This is a genomic window from Variovorax sp. Varisp53 (assembly GCF_059491555.1).
In genome coordinates, this window is the sequence record NZ_CP168512.1 from 1,067,855 (window position 1) to 1,087,546 (window position 19,692).

The window sequence follows — 19,692 nt, forward strand, 5'->3', positions numbered from 1 at the left end:
ATGCTGCAATGACGACGTCCACCCGCAAGCGTTCGGTTCCCCGTCAGCGCCAACCCGAGCTGGAGCGCGACTTTGCGCGCTCCCCCTCGCTGGGCTACGAGGCCCTCGAAGAAACCGGCCTGGTGCGCTGCCTCGCGCATGGCTTTCCGAGCCCGCTGGTGCGATGGCACTTCCATGAAGACTACGAGCTGCACCTGATCACCGAGACCTCGGGCAAGGCCTTCATAGGAGACTGGATCGGGCCGTTCCAGCCCGGACACCTCGTGCTCTGCGGGCCACGCCTGCCGCACAACTGGATCTCGCTCGACGTGCCCGAAGGCGGCGCCGCGGGGCGCGACCGGGTGATCCAGTTCCGCCACGAGCCGATCGAGCACGCCGCGGCCGAGATTCCCGAGCTGCGCGAAGTGATGCAGCTGCTCGAACGTGCGCGGCACGGCATCGAGTTCTTCGGCATGTCGGAACAGGCGCAGGCGCATTGGGACGCCATCAAGGCCGCGCGCGGCGTGCGCCGGCTCGGACGGTTCCTCGAGTTCATGGCCGACCTTGCGCAATGCACCGACTACCGGCTGCTGTCGAGCGTGCAGATGCAGGGCGCGCAGGGCATCGAGGGCGATGCACAGGTCGACCAGATCAACGACATCGTCAACCGCATCACCAGCAACATGGCGGAGTCGATCTCGATGTCGGACGTGGCGGCCGAACTGGGCATGAGCGAGAGCCGCTTCAGCCGTTTCTTCCGGCGCTCCACCGGCAACAGCTTCACCGACTTCGTCAACCGCGTGCGCATCAACAGCGCCTGCCACCTGCTGATGCAGACCGATCACTACGTGACCGACATCTGCTACCAGGTGGGCTTCAACAACGTGGCGAATTTCAATCGACGTTTTCTTGAAATCAAGGGAATGACGCCGAGCGAATTCCGAAAGCAGGCAGACACCCGCTTCGGCGGCGGCATCTCTTCCTGAACAAAAGCCAGGGGGTTCATCTTGTACCTGGGACTCGACCTCGGCACGTCCGAGCTCAAGGCGCTGCTGCTCGCCGACGACCACCGCATCGTTGGCGTGGCGCGCGCGCCGCTCACGGTCGAACGGCCGCGGCCGCTGTGGTCGGAGCAGGCGCCGCAGCAGTGGTGGCACGCGCTCGAGGAGGTGATGCGTGCGCTCGGCAAGTCGCATCCCGAAGAACTCGCGGCGGTGCGCGCCATAGGCCTGTCGGGGCAGATGCACGGTGCCACGCTGCTCGATGCGGCGGGCGAGGTGCTGCGCCCTGCGATCCTCTGGAACGACGGCCGCAGCGGCGCGCAGTGCGAGGCGCTTGCCCGCGCCGTGCCGAGGCTCGGCGAGATCGCGGGCAACCTCGCGATGCCGGGGTTCACCGCGCCCAAGCTGCTGTGGGTGCGCGAGCACGAGCCTGAAATCTTCGGCCGTGTGGCGCGCGTGCTGCTGCCCAAGGACTGGCTGCGCTTCATGCTCAGCGGTGAGGCGGTCAGCGAGATGTCCGATGCGGCGGGCACGCTGTGGCTCGACGTGGGCGCGCGCGACTGGTCCGACGAACTGCTGGCGGCCACGGGCCTCACGCGCGCGCACATGCCGCGGCTGGTCGAAGGCAGCGAGATGTCGGCGCAGCTCAAGCCCGAGTTGGCGGCGCGCTGGGGCGTGGGCAGCGGCAGCGTGATGATCGCGGGCGGTGCCGGCGACAACGCGGCCAGCGCCGTCGGCATGGGGCTCGTCGAGCCGGGGCAGGGATTCGTGTCGCTCGGCACCTCGGGCGTGGTGTTCGTCTCGACCGACCGCTTCCTGCCGAACCCCGCACAGGCGATGCACGCTTTCTGCCATGCGCTGCCGGGACGGTGGCACCAGATGTCGGTGATGCTCTCGGCCGCGAGTGCGGTGAGCTGGGCCGCGAAGACTTTCAAGTTCGCGGACGAGGCTGCACTGCTCGAAGCGGCGGCGTCCGTCCCGCTGGCACAGCGCGAGGGCTGCCCGCTGTTCCTGCCGTACCTCTCGGGCGAGCGCTCGCCGCACAACAACCCCAATGCACAGGGCGTGCTGTTCGGCCTCACGCACGCACACGGGCCGGCGGAAATCGCGTACGCCGTGGTCGAGGGCGTGAGCTTCGGCCTGCGCGACGGCTTCGACACCCTGCGGCTGCCGGCCGGGATGCCGCTGCGCGAAATGGCCCTGGTGGGCGGTGGTGCGCGCAGCGTGTGGTGGGGGCAGTTGCTGGCCGACATCTTCGGCGTGCCGCTCACGCTTTATGCGGGCAGCGAGACGGGGGGCGCACTGGGCGCGGCGCGGCTGGCGTGGCTGGCCGATGGCGGCACGGTGGCCGATGTGTGCACCTTGCCGCCGGTGAAGCAGAAGCTGGTGCCGTCGACCGAAGGAGCCGATGTCCACAGAACGAGGCATGCGCGCTTCCAGGCGCTGTACAAGGCGGTGCGAGATCAATTCCAGTAAACGGAGCGATCACGACCGCCCATGAAAAAAGCCCGGCGCAAGCCGGGCTTTTTTCATTTCGCGAGACACCGCGGATCCGGCTCTGCCGGTCCGCAGGTGTCGCCCCCGGTAGGGGGTAGGCGTAGCGGACACGAAGTGCCGCGCAGCCTGGGGGCGAGCAATTACATGCCCATGCCGCCCATGCCACCCATGCCGCCCATGTCAGGCATGCCACCGCCGGCTGCGCCTTCGTCCTTGGGTGCGTCAGCAACCATGGCTTCGGTCGTCAGCAGCAGCGAGGACACCGAAGCGGCGTTCTGCAGTGCGGTGCGCGTGACCTTCGTCGGGTCCAGGATGCCCAGCTCGAGCATGTCGCCGTACGTGTCGTTCGCAGCGTTGAAGCCGTAGTTGCCCTTGCCGGCCAACACAGCGTTCACCACCACCGAGGCTTCGCCGCCGGCGTTGTTCACGATTTCGCGCAGGGGGGCTTCGATGGCCTTCAGCACCAGCTTGATGCCGGCTTCCTGGTCGGCGTTCTCGCCCTTGACCGATTCGCCCACGGCTTGCTTGGCACGCAGCAGAGCCACGCCGCCGCCAGCCACAACGCCTTCTTCCACTGCAGCGCGGGTAGCGTGCAGGGCGTCTTCGACGCGAGCCTTCTTTTCCTTCATTTCGACTTCGGTGGCAGCGCCAACCTTGATCACGGCAACACCGCCGGCCAGCTTGGCCACGCGCTCTTGCAGCTTTTCACGGTCGTAGTCGCTCGTGGCTTCTTCGATCTGCACGCGCACTTGCTTCACGCGGGCTTCGATGTCGCCAGCGGCGCCGGCGCCGTCGATGATGATCGTGTTTTCCTTGCCCACTTCGATGCGCTTGGCTTGACCCAGGTCGGCCAGCGTCACCTTTTCGAGCGTCAGGCCCACTTCTTCAGCGATGACCTTGCCGCCCGTCAGGATGGCGATGTCTTCCAGCATGGCCTTGCGGCGGTCGCCGAAGCCAGGAGCCTTGACAGCCACGACCTTCAGGATGCCGCGGATCGTGTTCACAACCAGCGTAGCCAGGGCTTCGCCTTCGACTTCTTCGGCAATGATCAGCAGCGGACGGCCAGCCTTGGCGACTTGTTCCAGCGTGGGGAGCAGGTCGCGGATGTTGCTGATCTTCTTGTCGAACAGCAGCACGAAGGGGTTGTCCAACAGCGCCGATTGCTTCTCGGGGTTGTTGATGAAGTAGGGCGACAGGTAGCCGCGGTCGAACTGCATGCCTTCGACGACGTCGAGTTCGCTGTCCAGCGACTTGCCGTCTTCCACGGTGATCACGCCTTCCTTGCCGACCTTGTCCATCGCGTCAGCGATGAGCTTGCCGATGGTTTCGTCGCTGTTGGCCGAGATCGAGCCGACTTGAGCGATTTCCTTCGACGTGGTGGTGGGCTTCGAAGCCTTCTTCAGCTCGGCGACCAGGGCCGTCACGGCCTTGTCGATGCCGCGCTTCAGGTCCATCGGGTTCATGCCGGCAGCCACCAGCTTGAAACCTTCGCGAACGATGGCTTGTGCCAGCACGGTCGCGGTGGTGGTGCCGTCACCGGCGTTGTCCGAAGTCTTGGAAGCCACTTCCTTCACGAGCTGGGCGCCCATGTTCTGGAGCTTGTCCTTGAGTTCGATTTCCTTGGCGACCGACACACCGTCCTTGGTGACGGTGGGGGCGCCGAACGAGCGCTCGAGCACCACGTTGCGGCCCTTGGGGCCCAGGGTCACCTTGACTGCGTTGGCCAGGATGTTCACACCCTCGACCATGCGTGCGCGGGCTTCACCGCCGAAGACTACGTCTTTTGCTGCCATGTCTGTTTACTCCGAATGGATTTGTTGAATTACTTCTCGACGACCGCGAACAGGTCGTCTTCCTTCATGACCAGCAGTTCGTCGCCGCCGACCTTGACGGTCTGGCCGCTGTACTTGCCGAACAGGACGCGGTCGCCGACCTTGACGGTCAGTGCGGCCAGCTCGCCCTTGTCGTTGCGCTTGCCCGGGCCCACGGCCAGGACTTCACCCTGATCGGGCTTTTCAGCGGCTGCGTCGGGGATGACGATGCCGGAGGCGGTCTTGGTTTCGCTGTCAACACGCTTGACGATCACGCGATCGGCCAAAGGACGAAGTTTCATTGCATCTCCTGGATGTATGGATAAGAAACGGGTTTGTGGTCGGGTGCCGGACCGGAGGCCGGCAGCCCATCGACTGGAAGCGAGGCTGTTAGCACTCATCAGCAGCGAGTGCTAATCATAAGGGCAATCGGCGGGCTTTCAAGGGGGCGGGGTTGCCGCCGGTGTCTCGGTGCGGAACGACACTGATCCTTCAACGATGCGCCACTGAACATCCGATTCTTGGCCTCAGGGTGCTTGGCAGGGGTATTTGGGCCGTCCTGACGGCTACGCACGGGTTGGGGTGTTGAGTGGATCGGGGGCGATTTCCAGCCTCTCAATCCACTCCGGGTGAACACCCGCAACAACCTATCGAAGCTCTACATCTGGGCGGCCCCGGGGCGAATGACGATGCCGAGCGCGAGCCACGCCTCCAGCACGTCCACCACATCCCAGTGTTCGACCAGCAGGCCGTCCTGCAGGCGATAGCGGTCCGCCGTCGAGAAGTGCAGTGCCTTGCCCGTGGCCGGCACGCCGAAGAAGACGCCGGTGTGCGTCGCTTCCCACTGCGTCATCGCCATCAGGCCTTCATCCTCGACCATGATCTCCTGGCGCATCGGCTTCAGGTCGGGCAAGCCGACGTAGAAGGCCTTCACAAACTCCTTGTAGGCGGGCCGCACGTCGGGGCGCGGTGCGCCGGCCGATCGCGCCGCCTCCAGCAGCGGACGGACATTGGGGCTGTGGCTCGAAAATTCCGGGTGCAGGTGCTCGTCGACAACTGTGAGATCGTGCTGGTCGTAGAGCCGGCTGCGAAAGTCGAGAAAGCGTTCCCTGATGCGGGCGATGGGTGTCATTCGGTGGTCCTTCGTCAGTTGAAAGAACCAGCGTAGAAGGCCTAATATCCCTCGACAAGACAGGAAGTTATCCAGGTATAAAAACCACCAGCCTCACGCAATGACCCCACCGACCCGCATGCTGGCGCGCGCCGAAATGGCCGCGTTTCTGCGTAGCCGCCGCGAGCGTCTGCAGCCCGCCGAAGTCGGTCTCCCGACAACGGCGAGGCGCCGAACGCCGGGCCTGCGGCGCGAAGAGGTCTGCCACCTCGCGGGCGTTGGTCTGGCCTGGTACACATGGCTGGAGCAGGCGCGCGAGATCGAGGTGTCGGCGCATTTCCTCGACCGCATCGCTCAGGCGCTGAAGCTCGATGCAACCGAGCGCGCGCACCTTTTCACGCTGGCGCACAACCGACCGCCGCCGATCGCGCCCGGCCCCTCGCTCGCGGTCACGCCGCACCTGCGCCGCATGCTCGATGCAGTCACCGGGCCGGCCTACCTCGCGACCGCATCGATGCACGTGATTGCATGGAACGATGCGCTCTCGGCCGTGTTCGGCGATCTCTCGGTAATCGCGCCCGAAGACAGGAACATGCTGTGGCTGGTGTTCGCGAGCCCGGCGCACCGCGCGGCGATACCGCAGTGGGAAACCGATGCACGCGCGATGCTCGCGCGCTTTCGTGTCGAGTTCGGGCGGCATCGCGACGATCCGGCGTTTCTTGCGTTGATCGAACGCCTCCAGATCGCCAGCCCCGAATTCGGACGATGGTGGCCGGACCACAATGTCAGCATGCGCACCGACCGGGCCAAGCGCTTCGAGGTGCGCGGCGTCGGCCGGATGGAACTGGAGCAAAGCTCGTTCATGGTCGAGGAGTCGCCGGACATGCGGCTCGTCGTCTATACGCCGGTCGATGCACAGAGCGCGCAGAAGGTGAAGTTGCTGCAACGCCGCTGGAACGAGCACCGGGTCGGCCACAAGACGCCATGACGCGGAAGGACCGTCCTCTGCATTTCACTTGGCGCGCCGGGAGGTTTTGGCCGCCAAGGTTCTCTGGCGTTCCGCAGCCGCCTACAGCTGGTCGGTCGGCACGAACCACGAGAACAGCAGCAGCTGCAGCCGCGTCAGCATGCTCGAATCCGGTTCGCTGTCGAGCACCTCGTTGTGGACGTCGCCGGTGCCGATCCACTGGACGTTCTGGCCGTCGGGCTTGAGCACCACGCGGTAGACGCCCTCGATGTCGTCGAGCTCGTAGGCGAAAAGCAGCGCCTGCGTCAGGTCGAAGCTGCGCACGCGTATGCCGAATTCGGTGTTCAGCCGGGCGGAACGCGGGTCGAGGTTCATGGAGCCGAGCAGCACCCACTGGCGGTCGACCAGTGCCAGCTTGGCATGCAGGCGGCCGCGGGCCTTCTTGAGCAGGTCGCGGAACTGGCCGCTGCGCCGCAGCTGCTGGGTGCTGACTTCGTACAGGTTCACGCCCAGCTTGAGCATGTCGACGCGGTAGCGGTTGTAGTTGATGTTGACCAGCGGCTCGTCGCTGTCGGCCAGCGAATTGGTGATGACGGTGATGTTCACGCCGTGCTCACGCCCCATGCGGATGCGCTCCATGCCCTCGTCGCCCGGAATGAAGTAGGGCGAGATCACCACCACGCTCGACTTGGCCGTGGCCAGCATCTCGTGGAAGCGCTGCGCCAGCGGCTCCATGGGTTGCGCCATGACGCCCAGCGCCTTGTTGGGGCTGTCGGCGGAGGCGTGGGCCTCGGCGCGCATCCACTTGGCCTCGTCGATGTTGGCGAGCTGGGCGCCCAGCGGCAGGTCGCCGAGCAGGTCGGTGGGAGGCAGCGGGTCGGGCGGCGGTGCGTGGGCCGGGGAGGTCGCTTCCTCGAAATCGGCTTTCAGCGCCTGCGGCGTGCTGCTGGTGCCGGCCACCCGCTGCAGGGGGTAGACCACGTCGCTGTTCCAGTAGGTGTCGAAGATGGCGGCCGACTCGGGAACCACCGGGCCGGCCAGCAGCAGCTCGAAATCGATGAAGTTCGCGCTCTCGCTGCGCAGGAAATACTCGTCGGCGAGGTTGCGGCCGCCCGCGATGGCCATGGCGCCGTCGGCCACGAACAGCTTGTTGTGCATGCGGTGGTTGAGGCGCCGGAAGTCGGTGAAGAACTCCAGCCACCGCCCCGACGAGTGGTCGCGCGCGTTCACGAACGGGTTGAACAGCCGGATCTCGGCATTGGGCTCGGCGGCCAGGCCGAGCAGCAGGCGATCCATGCCGGCCGTGTAGAAGTCGTCAAGCAGCAGCCGCACGCGCACGCCGCGCCGGGCAGCATTGCGCATTTCCCGCAGCAGCAGGCGGCCGGTCTTGTCGTTGCCGAGCTGGTAGGTCTGGATGTCGAGCGACGACTTCGCGCGCCGCATCAGCTCCAGCCGGGCGTCGAGCGCAAAAGACGCCTCGATCAGCGGCCGCATGCTGCTCAGGCCGTCGGGCGGGGAGTCGAGGCTGACGGCGGCGCGGCCGAGCTCGGTGGCAGGCGAGGCCGCAATCGCCAGGGTGGGCGGTTCAGGCGTGCGCGGTGGGAGCCCCGCGCAGCCGGCCAGCGCAATGGCAGCCGCGAGGACCATCAGCCGCAGAGCCGGACCGCGCAGTGCGGGAAACAGAAAGGCGATGAGCTTGAGCATGAGGGCTTGCCAACGCACGGGAAGCGTGCGGGCGGCATGGTAGCCGGTCCGCCCTGGACCCGCAGACGCAATTTCGCAACGCAACACCCTTCATCGGAGCAGTGATTGGGGGAGGCACAAATAAGTCACGTACTAAAATGCGAATCATTCTTAATAATATTTGGAATGAGACCGGGATGAAGAGGTTGGAGGCGCGGCGCAAGGCTGCATCGGTGCTGATGGGGTGTCTGGCGATCTGTACACAGCGCGAGGTGCTGGCCCAGGCGACGAATGCGGGCGCGCTGCCGGAAGTGCGGGTCGACGCGAATGCCGAAACCGAGACGGCGATCACGCCGGTGATCGGCTACCGCGCGAAAAATGCGATCACCGCGACCAAGACCGACACCCCGCTGTCCGAAACACCCCAGTCCGTGACCGTGGTCACGCGCGACCAGATGGTCGACCAGGGCGCGGTCAATGTGCAGGACGCGCTCAACTACGCGGCCGGTGTGCGTTCCGATGCCTACGGACTCGATTCCCGCACCGACTCCGTGCGGGTGCGCGGCGCCTATCCCGATGTCTACCTCGACGGCCTGCGCCAGGCCTACGGCTACTACACCAGCACCACCCGCACCGAGCCGTACACGCTGGAGCGCCTCGAAGTGCTGCGCGGCCCCTCGGGCATGCTGTTCGGCGCGGGTACCGCCGCCGGCGTGGTCAACATGGTCAGCAAGCGGCCGCTGCAGGAGGCCCAGCGCGAGGTGGGCGTGCAGTTTGGCAGCTTCGGCCGCAAGCAGATCCAGGCCGACCTGACCGGCCCGCTGAACGCCGACGGCACGCTGTCGTACCGCCTGATCGCGCTGCAGCGCAAGTCCGGCACGCAGGTCGACCACGTGCCCGACGACCGCAGCGTGATCGCGCCTTCACTGACCTGGCGGCCCAACGCCATGACCTCGCTGACACTGCAGGGCCTCTGGCAGAAGGACAAGAGCGGCAGCAGCTCGCAGTTCCTGCCGTGGGAGGGCACCTTGCTGCCGAACCCCAACGGACGCCTGCCGAGCAGCCGCTTCATCGGCGAGCCGGGCGACTATTACGACAGCGAGCGCAAGACCTTCGGCTGGCAGTTCGAGCACAAGTTCGACGACAGCTGGACCTTCCGCCAGAACTTCCGCTATGCGCACAACGAAAACGACAACCGCTACCACTACGGCAGTTCGTTCAGCGGATTCGACAGCTGGTCCACCGACCCGGTCTTCAAGCGCGTGCTCGGCCGCTACTACGACAGCCAGCTGACCCGCAACCGCACGCAGACGCTCGACAACCACGTCGAGGGCCGCTTCCAGACCGGCGCGCTGAAGCACACGCTGCTCGTGGGTGCGGACTTCGCGCGCCAGCGCGAGAACGTCTGGGGCGGCACCACCTTCGACACCATCGACGTCTACGCGCCGGTCTACGGCCATCTCGACGAGCCCGTGCGCGATGCGCGGCCGCGCACTCGCCAGCGACAGGCGGGCGTCTACCTGCAGGACCAGGTCAGGCTCGACAACTGGATCTTCGTGGCGGGCCTGCGGCAAGACAGGGCTGTGTCCAGCGCAGCGGGCAGCAACGAGGAAAAGAGCAGCGCCACCACCAAGCGCTTCGGGCTGATGTACGCCTCGCCGTCGGGATGGTCGCCGTACCTGAGCTACAGCGAGTCGTTCACGCCGCAGTCGCCGCGCGAAGGCCGCATCTTCACGCCATTGCGTGGCGAGCAGTGGGAAGCCGGCGTCAAGTACGAGCCCAGGGACCGCGCCCTGGCCTTCAGCGCAGCGGTGTACGACCTGCGCGAGAAGAACCAGATCGTCGAGGAGCAGCCCAACGTGTTCTCGCAGCACGGCCTGACGAAGACGAAGGGCGTGGAGCTCGAGGCCAAGGGCTCGGCCGGCCCGAACCTCGACCTGATCGCCCACTACAACTACACCGATGCCGATGCGCAGATCGAAGGCCTGCCCAGACACCAGGCCAGTTTCTGGGCGAAGTACAGGTTTTCCATCGGCGGCGTGAACGGTTTTTCCGCCGGCGCCGGCGTGCGCCTGATGAGCTCGTTTCGCGACACGCAGTTCGGCACCGGTCCGCGCGTGCCGGGCATCGCGCTGGCCGACCTCGTGTTCGCCTACGAGACCGACCGCTGGCGCTATGCGCTCAACATCAACAACGTGACCGACAAGGTCTACTTCAGCACCTGCCTGTCGCGCGGCGACTGCTGGTATGGCTCGCGCCGCAACATCGTCGCGAGCGCGACCTATCGCTTCTAGAACACGACCTTCAGGAAAGCCCCCGCATGAACAGCCGAAAGATCAAGACCTGGGCCTGGGTGCACAAATGGAGCAGCCTCGTGTGCACGGTGTTCATGCTGCTGCTGTGCATCACGGGCCTGCCGCTGATCTTCCATCACGAGATCGGCCACCTGCTGGGCACCGAGGTCGAGGCGCCGAAGATGCCCGCGGGCACGCCGCGCGTCAGTCTCGACCGCGTGCTCGACATCGCGAAGTCGAAGCACCCCGGCCGGGTGGTGCAGTTCGTCTCGCAGCCCGAGGACGACGACGGCCTGTGGTTCGTCACGCTCACGCCCACGCCGCAAGCCACGGAGGACTTCAAGTCGGTCGCGATCGACGCGCGCACCGGCGAGGTGCTGGCGCAGCCGAAGTTCGACGAGGGCTTCATCTATGTGATGTTCAAGCTGCACGTCGACCTCTTCGCGGGATTGGCGGGCAAGCTCTTCCTCGGCTTCATGGGCCTGCTGCTGCTGGTGGCCATCGTCTCGGGCGTGGTGCTGTATTCGCCCTTCATGCGCAAGCTCGACTTCGGCACGGTGCGGCGCGAGAAGCGCCCGCGCCTGAAGTGGCTCGACCTGCACAACCTGCTTGGCATCGTCACGCTGGTGTGGCTGTTCGTGGTGGGCTCCACCGGCATGATCAACACCTGGGCCGACCTGCTCATCAAGTACTGGCAGCACGACCAGCTCAGCTCGCTGCTCGCGCCCTACAAGAACGAACCCATCGTGGCGGTGAACGAGCGTGCCTCGGTGCAGCGCTCGATGGACGCCGCGATGCAGAAGACGCCCGGCATGAAGCTGTCGTTCGTCGCCTTCCCCGGCACGTCGTTCTCGAGCCCGCACCACACGACCTTCTTCGTGCGCGGCAACGAGCCCTTCACGTCGAAGCTGTTCCAGCCGGTGCTGGTCGATGCCAAGACAGCGGAGGTGACCGCGGTGCCGAAGCTGCCCTGGTACCTCACGGCGCTGCTGGTGTCGCAGCCGCTGCACTTCGGCGACTACGGCGGCATGCCGATGCAGATCATCTGGGCGCTGCTCGACATCGCGACCATCATCGTGCTGGGCAGCGGGTTGTACCTGTGGCTCAAGCGGGGCAACCCCGTGCCCGCGCCCCCGAGGGCCGCGGCGCATGAAGCGCGCGTCTCTGGCGGCACTGCGCAGCCCGAGCCCGCGCCGGCCATGAAGGTGCAGGCATGAAGCAGCATCAAAGCTTCAGGCGCATGTGGGGCTGGCCGATCGCGCTCGGCCTGCTGACGACCTTCGGGCTGATCTCGGCGCTCTTCAGCGACGGCGGGCTGGGCGACGTCCTGGCCTGGATCACGCTGGGCATCCCGGTCGTGGTGGGCGCCTGGTATGGCTGGCGCAAGGCGCCGGCCCGCTAGTTTTCCCTGAGAGTCGCGCCACCGCGACATGCGCGGCCGGCGTGCCGAAGCAGAATCGGCGCGATGAAACTTGCGCCCGTCGCCGCTGCCTGCCTTCTCTTGCTGGGTGTTCCGCTGGCCGTGCAGGCCCAGCAGGAGCCGCCGGCCGATCCAGGCGCCAGCGGCGCGCGCCTGCGCGAGATCACCGTCTCCACGCCGCGCGGCGAGGTTGCGCCCTTCAATGTGCCCGGCTCGGTCGACCGCGTTGACGGCGACGAGATGCGCGACAGCCGCCTGCAGGTCAACCTCTCCGAAAGCCTGGGCGCGGTGCCGGGGCTGCAGGTGCAGAACCGGCTGAACTATGCGCAGGACCTGCAGCTGTCCATCCGCGGCTTCGGTGCGCGCTCGACCTTCGGCGTGCGCGGCGTGCGGCTGTACGTCGATGGCATTCCGGCGACCTTGCCCGATGGGCAGGGGCAGACCTCGAACATCGACATCGGCTCGCTGGACCGCGTCGAGATCCTGCGCGGGCCGTTCTCCGCGCTGTACGGCAACTCCTCGGGTGGTGTGCTGCAGGCCTTCACCGCCTCGGGCGAGGGGCCGCCGCGGCTGTCGTACTCGCTCGCGGGCGGCAGCTTCGGCACCTGGCGGCAGTCGCTGCAGCTCAGTGGATCGCAGGGCGCGGTCGATTACCTGCTCGACGCGAGCCGCTTCCATACCGACGGCTGGCGCGAGCACAGCGCCGCGCGGCGCGACATCGAAAACGGCAAGCTCGGCATCGCGCTCGACAACGGCGACAGGCTCACGCTGGTCTTCAACAGCGTGCGCGTCGACGCGCAGGACCCGCTGGGCCTCACGGCCGACCAGTACGCGCTGGCGCCGCGCAATGCGGCGCTCGCCACCCAATTCAACACGCGCAAGACGGTCGAGCAGACGCAGGCCGGCCTGCTGTACGAGCGTCGCATCAACGCAGAGCAGGGGCTGCGCCTCATGGTCTATGGCGGCGAGCGCAAGACCACGCAGTACCAATCGATTCCGGTGTCGGCGCAGCAGAACCCGCTGCATGCGGGCGGCGTGATCGACCTGTCGCGGCAGTACGGCGGTGTCGACATCCGCTGGAATGCTGCGTTGACCCTGGCCGATCGGCCCTTCGACGTGGTCGCCGGCCTGGGCTACGACAGCCTGCGCGAAAAGCGCCGCGGCTACGAGAACTACCTCGGCCGCGTCGCGGCGCCCGTGCTGGGCGTGCAGGGCCGTCTGCGGCGCAACGAGCTCAACGACGTCTGGAACCTCGATCCCTACGCGCAGGCGACCTGGCGCTTCGCCGACCGCTGGACGCTCGAAGCCGGCGTGCGCCGCAGCAGCGTGCACTTCAACTCGCAGGACCGCTACATCGTCGGCACGAACCGCGACGACAGCGGCAGTGCGCGCTACAGCAAGACCCTGCCGGTGGCCTCGCTGCGCTACCAGGCGACGCCGGACCTGGCCCTGTACGGCTCCATCGGCCGCGGCTTCGAGACGCCGACACTGAACGAACTTTCCTATCGGGCAAACGGCGCGAGCGGGCTCAACTTCGCGCTGCGGCCTGCGGTGAACGACAGCATCGAGCTCGGCGCCAAGGCACGGCTTGCCGGTGGACTGCTGACGGCAGCGCTGTTCCAGACCCGCACGCGCGACGAGATCGTGACGGACACCAACGTCGGCGGCCGCGCCACCTTCCAGAACGCGGGGCGCACGAAGCGCAACGGCTTCGAGCTGGGCTGGCAGCACGAGACCGCGAACCACTGGCGCACGCAACTGGCCTACACGTGGCTGGACGCGACCTACCGCGATGCCTTCTGCTCGCCGTCACCGTGCGCGGCGGCCAACACCGTCGTCGCGGGCAACCGCATTCCTGGCATCGCGCGGCAGTCGCTGTTCGCATCGCTGGGCTGGGTGCCGCCCGAAGGCTGGCGCGCCGGCGTCGAGATGCGCGCGCTGGGGCGCATCCAGGCCAACGACGCCAACACCGCGAGCGCGCCGGGCTATGCCGTCGCGGCGGTGTATGCGGGCTACCTGAAGAAATGGGAGCGCTGGGAGTTCAACGCCTTCGCGCGTGTCGACAACCTGTTCGACCGGCGCTACGTGGGCTCGGTCATCGTCAACGAGGGCAATGCGCGCTATTACGAGCCCGCGCCGGGCCGCAACTGGACGGTGGGCCTGAGCGGCGCGTACCGCTTCTGACGACCCACCGCCGGTTCCTGTCGCTTACTTGAGGCCGGCGGCTGCGCGCAGCGCGGCGGCCTGCGTCGTCGCTTCCCAGGTGAACTCGGGCTCCTCGCGGCCGAAGTGGCCGTAGGCGGCGGTCTTCTGGTAGATCGGGCGCAGCAGGTCGAGCATCTGGATGATGCCCTTCGGACGCAGGTCGAAGAACTCGCGCACGAGTTCGGCGATCTTGTCGTCAGGAATCACACCCGTGCCTTCGGTGTAGACCGTGATGTTCATCGGCTGCGCCACGCCGATGGCGTACGCCACCTGGATCTGGCACTGGCGCGCCAGGCCGGCGGCCACGATGTTCTTGGCCACGTAGCGCGCGGCGTAGGCGGCCGAGCGGTCGACCTTCGACGGATCCTTGCCCGAGAACGCGCCGCCGCCGTGCGGGCAGGCGCCGCCGTAGGTGTCGACGATGATCTTGCGGCCCGTGAGACCGCAGTCGCCCTGCGGGCCGCCGATGACGAAGCGGCCGGTCGGGTTGATCAGGTAGCGCGTTTCCTTAAGCCACTCCTTGGGCAGCACGGGCTTGATGATCTCCTCGATGATGGCCTCGTTGAACGAAGCCTTCATCTTGGTCGGCGTCTCGCTCTGGTCGGGGCTGTGCTGCGTGGAGAGCACCACGGTGTCGATGCTGTGCGGCTTGCCGTCCACGTAGCGCATCGTGACCTGGCTCTTGGCGTCGGGGCGCAGGAAGGGCAGGCGGCCGTCCTTGCGCAGCTGGGCCTGGCGCTCGACGAGGCGGTGCGCGTAGTAGATGGGCGCGGGCATGAGCTCGGGCGTTTCGTCGCAGGCGTAGCCGAACATCAGGCCCTGGTCGCCGGCGCCGGTGTTCAGGTGGTCGTCGCTCGCGTGGTCCACGCCCTGGGCGATGTCGTTGGACTGCTTGTCGTAGCAGACCATCACCGCGCAGCCCTTGTAGTCGATGCCGTACTCGGTGTTGTCGTAGCCGATGCGCTTGATGGTGTCGCGCGCGACCTGGATGTAGTCGACGTGCGCGTTGGTCGTGATCTCGCCGGCGAGCACCACGAGGCCGGTGTTGGTCAGCGTCTCGGCGGCCACGCGGCTGCGCGGGTCCTGCTCGAAGATCGCGTCCAGGATCGCGTCGGAGATCTGGTCGGCGACCTTGTCGGGGTGGCCTTCGGAAACCGATTCGGAAGTGAAGAGGAAGTCGTTCGCCATTTTTAAAACTCCTTGAAGTTGAGATTGGCGCGTTGCCAACTCTGCGGAGCCCTGGCGAACGCTTTAGCAGATGTCGATGGATCGACGGGGCACAATCGCTTTGCGCTTGTGTTTGTCGCCCTGCAAGTTGTTCCGTAACTCGGCGACAATTTGGATTCTATTCGAGCCGTGCATACCATGCGCGCGCGTCCGTTTTTTGACCCTCCCGCTTTCAATGATCACCCTGTTTCGCCTGCTCGCCCGCGTGCCGATGCCGTTGATGCATCGGCTCGGCGCCATGCTGGGCTGGCTGGTCTGGTGGAGCGCGCCGGACTACCGCCGCCGCTTCAAGGCCAATGCCGAGAGCGCGGGCTTCGCGCCCGGCCAATACCGTCCCGCCATTGCCGCCGCCGGCAAGATGGCTTCCGAGTTGCCCTGGCTCTGGCTGCGCCCGCATGGCGAGACCGTGCTGCATCGCGTGGTGCGCTGGGAGGGCGTCGAGGCCTTCGAGGCGGCCATGCAGGCGAAGAAAGGCGTGATCCTGGTGGCGCCGCACCTCGGCAGTTGGGAGATGTGCGGCCAGGCCATCGGCGAGCGCTTCCTGTCGGCCTACGGGCCGATCACTGCGCTGTTCCGGCCGGCGCGCAAGAAGTGTATGGCCGACCTGATCGCCGCCGGCTCGCGCGACCGGCCCGGCCTGCAGACGCTGCCCACCAACAACAGCGGCGTGCGCGGCCTGATCCGCACGCTGCGCAGCGGCGGCTACACCGGCATCCTGCCAGACCAGGTGCCGCCGATGGGGCAGGGCGTCTGGGCGCCGTTCCTGGGCCGTCCCGCCTACACCATGACCCTCCTTCCCCGCCTTGCGCAACAGACCGGCGCGGCCTGCTTCCTGAGCGTCTGCGAGCGGCTGCCGGACGGCGCCGGCTACGTGGTCCGCTTCGAGCCCATCGTCGGCACGGCGCTGACCGACCCGTCGGCCTCCATCGAGGACGCGGCCGCGGCCATGAACGACGCCATCGGCAGGTTGATCCACAGCCTGCCGGGCCAGTACGTGTGGGACTACGCCCGCTACAAGGAGCCGCGCGCCCAGCGCGTGGCCGCCGCCACCGGGGAGGCCGCATGAGCCTCGGTTCCCGGCTTGGCATCGGCTTCATGCGCGTGATCGCGCCGCTGCCGCTGCCGCTCGTGCGCGGCTTCGGCGCGTTCCTCGGCCGCATCCTGCACACCGTCGCGGTGCCGCGGCGGCGCGTGGTCGACACCAACCTGGCGGTCTGCTTTCCCGGGAAATCGGAGGCCGAGCGCCGCGCCATCGCGCGCCAGACCTTCGTCTACGTGGCGCAGTCCTGGCTGGACCGCAGCTGGCTCTGGCATGCGCCCGAGAAGGTGGTGGCGAGCCGGCTCAAGGTGGTTGGGGCGGCGTCGGAGATCCGCGAGATCGCGGATGGCGAGGCGCCGATGATCCTGTTCGCGCCGCATTTCTACGGCCTGGACGCCGCGGCCACCGCGTTGACCATGCACACGGCGCGCCCCTCGGCCACCATCTACACGACCCAGCGCGATCCGATGGTCGACGCCTGGATCCGCGAGGGCCGCACGCGCTTCGGCGATGTGGCGGCGCTCAACCGGGTGGACGGCATCAAGCCCGTGCTGCAGGGCCTGCGCAAGGGCGGCCTGCTGTACCTGCTGCCCGACATGGACTTCGGCCGCGACCAGACCATCTTCGTGCCGTTCTACGGCGTGCAGGCGGCCACCGTGCCTTCGCTGTCGCGCTTTGCGCGGCTGGGCAAGGCCAAGGTGGTGCCGGTGGTGTCGAAGCTCACGCCGGGCGGCTACGAGATCGAGGTGCTGCCGCAGTGGCAGAACTTCCCGACCGACGATGTGGAGGCCGATACCGCGCTCATGAACACGCGGCTGCAGGGCTACATCGACACGATGCCGTCCCAGTACTACTGGGTGCATCGCCGTTTCAAGACCCGCCCCGAGGGCGAGCCGCCGATCTATTGAAGGCCCCCCGGCGGCGGCATCAGTTCCGCTGCAAGAATCCCTCGATCTCGCGGGCAACCAACTGTGGTTGCTCGTGCACGATCCAATGGGTCGCGCTCGGCACTTTCTTGACCTCGAGCTTCGGCACGTACTCGTCAAGCCCTTCGAGCAGGCCGGGCAGCAGCGCCGCATCGTCGAGCGCCCAGAACACGAAGGTCGGCACGTCCACCGTGAGCCGCTCGCGCGGCAGCACCGGGATGCCGTCGATGGTCTGGCCCGGCAGCGGCGGCTTCATCGGCGTCACGCGATAGAGGTTGCAGGCGCCGGTGAGGCCTGCTCCCCAGACTTCGCGGTACTTCTGCTTCACCTCTTCGGTGAGCCAGCCGTAGCCATCGGGGCCGGCCTTCATCAGCAGGAAAAAGGGCCACATGCGCTTGAAGTCGTCGGCGGCGAGCAGTGCCTCGGCATCGGGGCGCGCGAGGAAGTTCATGTAGGCGCTGGCTTGCTGCTGCGCCGGGTTGTTGCGCAGTTCGCGCGTAAAGGTGCCCGGGTGCGGCGAATTGATGATGACCAGCTTGCCGATCTGCTGCGGGAACGCGTTGGCATAGCCCCAGGCAAAGGCGCCGCCCCAGTCGTGGGCCACCAGCGCGGCCATGGTGCCGTCGGTGCTCTCGGTCGCCACGAGCTGCTGGACGTCCTGGATCAGCAGGTGAGCCTTGTAGGCCGCCACGTCGGTCGGCGCGCTCGACTTCTCGAAGCCGCGCAGGTTGGGTGCCACGCAGCGGTAGCCGCCGTGGGCGGGGTCCGAGAAGTACGCCAGCAGTTCGTCCCAGATGAACGCGGCTTCGGGGAAGCCGTGGAGGAACACCATCAGTGGCCGACCCGGCTGGCCGGCAGCGCGGCAACTCAGGGTGGTGCCATTGGGCAGGCTGCGTTGGAAGGTCTCGATCATGCTTCTTGTCTCCTTGGGTTGACTGTCGCTATTCTTTTGATAGTGAACCACGCACGCTGGACGGCCGATGCAGCCGGTTCTGGGGTTCAGGTCTCCGCTGGCGGCTCCGGTGGTTCGGCGGGGGCTGCCGCAGTCTCTTCCGGGTGCACCCAGCGCCACAGCAGCTCGGCTGCTTCACCGACGCCCTGCTTTTTCAGTGCGGAGAACAGTTTCACCTCGCCGCCGCCGGCGTTCAGTCGCGTAATCGACAGCACCTTGGCGGCTTCGCTGCGCGTGAGCTTGTCGGACTTGGTCAGCAGCACGAGGAACTTGAGGCCCTGCTGCACGCGCGGGCGGATCACGTCGAGCAGGATCTCGTCGAGTTCGGTCAGGCCGTGGCGCGGGTCGCACATGAGCACCACGCCGCGCAGGCTCTCGCGCGTCATCAGGTAGTTGCCCATCACGCGCTGCCAGCGCAGCTTGGCCTCCTTGGGCACGGCCGCGTAGCCGTAGCCGGGCAGGTCGGCCAGCACCGCATCGTCGACCTTCTGCTTGCCGATGCCGAACAGGTTGATGTGCTGCGTACGGCCTGGCGTCTTGGAGGCGAACGCCAGCCGCGTCTGCTGCGTGAGGGTGTTGATGGCGGTCGATTTGCCCGCATTGGAGCGGCCGACGAAGGCGATCTCGGGCAGGTCGACGGGGGGCAGGTGTTCAAGCTGGGGGGCGCTGGTCAGGAAGTGTGCGGTGTGCAACCAGCCCAATGCCACGCGTTCGCGTTCGGCGACCTGGGGGTCCGCGGCGGGAGCCGCGCGGGGAGGATAGGCAGCGGGCTTGGCGCGCGGGGAGGGCATCTACGGACTTTCGAAACAAGGCCCACATTGTAGAATCGTGAGGTTTTGCGCCATAAATTCGAAGCCCCCGATATGAAGTTGTTTGCCAATATTCTGCTTGCAGCCCTCGTGGGCATCGCATCCAGCGCGAGTTTTGCAGCCGATGAACACGCGGCTGCTCCGAGTGCAGCGGCGCCTGCGCCTGCCAAACCCGACCCCGCCAAGGGGGACACGGTATTCAACGCAACGCCGGCCAACAGCCAGAGTTGCGCTTCGTGCCACAACGCGGACGGCAACTCCGCCATTGCGGCCAACCCGAAGCTGGCGCAGCAACATCCCGAATACATCCTCAAGCAGCTGCAGGACTTCAAGTCCGGCAAGCGCAAGAGCGCGATCATGAAGCCGCTGGCTTCGGCTCTGTCCGAAGAGGACATGCGCAACATCGCCTGGTTCGTCGGCTCGAAGAAGGTCAAGCCGGGCTTCTCGAAGGACAAGGACACGATTGCCCTGGGCGAGAAGATCTACCGCGGCGGCATCGGCGAGCGCCAGGTCCCGGCCTGCGCCGGCTGCCACAGCCCGAACGGCGCCGGCATTCCCGCCCAGTACCCGCGCCTGGGCGGCCAGAACGCCGACTACACCGTGGCCCAGCTCACGGCCTTCCGCGACAACGTGCGCCTGAACAGCATTCCCATGAGCGGCGTCGCCGCCAAGCTCAACGACAGGGAAATCAAGGCCGTCGCCGACTACATTGCCGGTTTGCGTTGATGATGGCGCTCCCTGGAGCGTGAACCAGCCGCCGAAAACAACCCC

General features: G+C 66.8%; 17 protein-coding genes. 10 read left to right on the plus strand and 7 right to left on the minus strand.

Annotated elements, in window-relative coordinates; translation table 11 throughout:
- Positions 1-8: 8 nt before the first annotated feature.
- Positions 9-965, plus strand: a complete 957-nt coding sequence (locus tag ACEOAB_RS04760) for an AraC family transcriptional regulator (protein ID WP_056594794.1) — start codon at positions 9-11, stop codon at positions 963-965.
- A gap of 21 nt (positions 966-986) precedes the next feature.
- Complete coding sequence (gene xylB, locus ACEOAB_RS04765; protein ID WP_413748138.1) at positions 987-2,456, plus strand: xylulokinase; 1,470 nt, start codon at positions 987-989, stop codon at positions 2,454-2,456.
- Between the two features lie 161 nt (positions 2,457-2,617).
- Here xylB and groL read toward each other — a convergent pair whose 3' ends face one another.
- From groL to ACEOAB_RS04780, 3 genes are all read right to left on the minus strand, one after another.
- On the minus strand, positions 2,618-4,270 hold the full coding sequence (groL, locus tag ACEOAB_RS04770) for a chaperonin GroEL (protein ID WP_056585923.1): 1,653 nt from the start codon (positions 4,268-4,270) through the stop codon (positions 2,618-2,620).
- Positions 4,271-4,299: 29 nt separating this feature from the next.
- Positions 4,300-4,590, minus strand: a complete 291-nt coding sequence (locus ACEOAB_RS04775; RefSeq protein ID WP_007835162.1) for a co-chaperone GroES — start codon at positions 4,588-4,590, stop codon at positions 4,300-4,302.
- 356 nt (positions 4,591-4,946) lie between these two features.
- Complete coding sequence (locus ACEOAB_RS04780) at positions 4,947-5,420, minus strand: ester cyclase (protein ID WP_413748139.1); 474 nt, start codon at positions 5,418-5,420, stop codon at positions 4,947-4,949.
- Positions 5,421-5,520: 100 nt separating this feature from the next.
- Here ACEOAB_RS04780 and ACEOAB_RS04785 point away from each other — a divergent pair, with 100 nt between their 5' ends.
- Complete coding sequence (locus ACEOAB_RS04785; protein ID WP_413748140.1) at positions 5,521-6,387, plus strand: helix-turn-helix transcriptional regulator; 867 nt, start codon at positions 5,521-5,523, stop codon at positions 6,385-6,387.
- 81 nt (positions 6,388-6,468) lie between these two features.
- Here the strand turns inward: ACEOAB_RS04785 and ACEOAB_RS04790 are convergent, their stop codons facing one another.
- Positions 6,469-8,070: a phospholipase D family protein gene (locus ACEOAB_RS04790; RefSeq protein ID WP_413748141.1), complete on the minus strand. Its 1,602-nt coding sequence runs from the start codon at positions 8,068-8,070 to the stop codon at positions 6,469-6,471.
- Between the two features lie 176 nt (positions 8,071-8,246).
- Between ACEOAB_RS04790 and ACEOAB_RS04795 the strand changes: the two genes are divergently transcribed.
- From ACEOAB_RS04795 to ACEOAB_RS04810, 4 genes are all read left to right on the plus strand, one after another.
- On the plus strand, positions 8,247-10,343 hold the full coding sequence (locus tag ACEOAB_RS04795) for a TonB-dependent siderophore receptor (RefSeq protein WP_413748142.1): 2,097 nt from the start codon (positions 8,247-8,249) through the stop codon (positions 10,341-10,343).
- 26 nt (positions 10,344-10,369) lie between these two features.
- On the plus strand, positions 10,370-11,560 hold the full coding sequence (locus tag ACEOAB_RS04800) for a PepSY-associated TM helix domain-containing protein (RefSeq protein ID WP_413748143.1): 1,191 nt from the start codon (positions 10,370-10,372) through the stop codon (positions 11,558-11,560).
- Positions 11,557-11,745: a hypothetical protein gene (locus tag ACEOAB_RS04805; protein WP_413748144.1), complete on the plus strand. Its 189-nt coding sequence runs from the start codon at positions 11,557-11,559 to the stop codon at positions 11,743-11,745. Before ACEOAB_RS04800 ends, ACEOAB_RS04805 begins: the two co-directional genes overlap by 4 nt.
- 63 nt (positions 11,746-11,808) lie before the next feature.
- Positions 11,809-13,947, plus strand: coding sequence for a TonB-dependent receptor domain-containing protein (locus tag ACEOAB_RS04810; protein ID WP_413748145.1), 2,139 nt, complete (start codon positions 11,809-11,811; stop codon positions 13,945-13,947).
- 24 nt (positions 13,948-13,971) lie between these two features.
- Here ACEOAB_RS04810 and metK read toward each other — a convergent pair whose 3' ends face one another.
- The gene (metK, locus tag ACEOAB_RS04815) at positions 13,972-15,156 is read right to left on the minus strand and encodes a methionine adenosyltransferase (protein WP_413748146.1); all 1,185 of its coding nucleotides are present in this window, start codon (positions 15,154-15,156) and stop codon (positions 13,972-13,974) included.
- A gap of 214 nt (positions 15,157-15,370) precedes the next feature.
- Here metK and ACEOAB_RS04820 point away from each other — a divergent pair, with 214 nt between their 5' ends.
- A complete protein-coding gene (locus tag ACEOAB_RS04820) occupies positions 15,371-16,261 on the plus strand; it encodes a lysophospholipid acyltransferase family protein (RefSeq protein ID WP_495653508.1) in 891 nt (296 codons plus the stop codon).
- Entirely contained in the window at positions 16,258-17,142 is an 885-nt protein-coding gene (locus ACEOAB_RS04825; RefSeq protein WP_056585961.1) for an LpxL/LpxP family acyltransferase, read from the plus strand. Before ACEOAB_RS04820 ends, ACEOAB_RS04825 begins: the two co-directional genes overlap by 4 nt.
- A gap of 19 nt (positions 17,143-17,161) precedes the next feature.
- On the opposite strand, the gene ACEOAB_RS04830 is transcribed toward ACEOAB_RS04825, so the two are convergent.
- Together ACEOAB_RS04830 and yihA are read right to left on the minus strand one after the other, a co-directional pair.
- Complete coding sequence (locus ACEOAB_RS04830; protein WP_413748148.1) at positions 17,162-18,073, minus strand: alpha/beta fold hydrolase; 912 nt, start codon at positions 18,071-18,073, stop codon at positions 17,162-17,164.
- Between the two features lie 86 nt (positions 18,074-18,159).
- Positions 18,160-18,903, minus strand: a complete 744-nt coding sequence (yihA, locus tag ACEOAB_RS04835) for a ribosome biogenesis GTP-binding protein YihA/YsxC (protein ID WP_413332242.1) — start codon at positions 18,901-18,903, stop codon at positions 18,160-18,162.
- 72 nt (positions 18,904-18,975) lie between these two features.
- Here yihA and ACEOAB_RS04840 point away from each other — a divergent pair, with 72 nt between their 5' ends.
- Positions 18,976-19,647 carry a c-type cytochrome gene (locus tag ACEOAB_RS04840; protein WP_413748149.1) on the plus strand — a complete coding sequence of 224 codons (672 nt, stop codon included), beginning with the start codon at positions 18,976-18,978 and terminating at the stop codon, positions 19,645-19,647.
- Positions 19,648-19,692 lie beyond the last annotated feature (45 nt).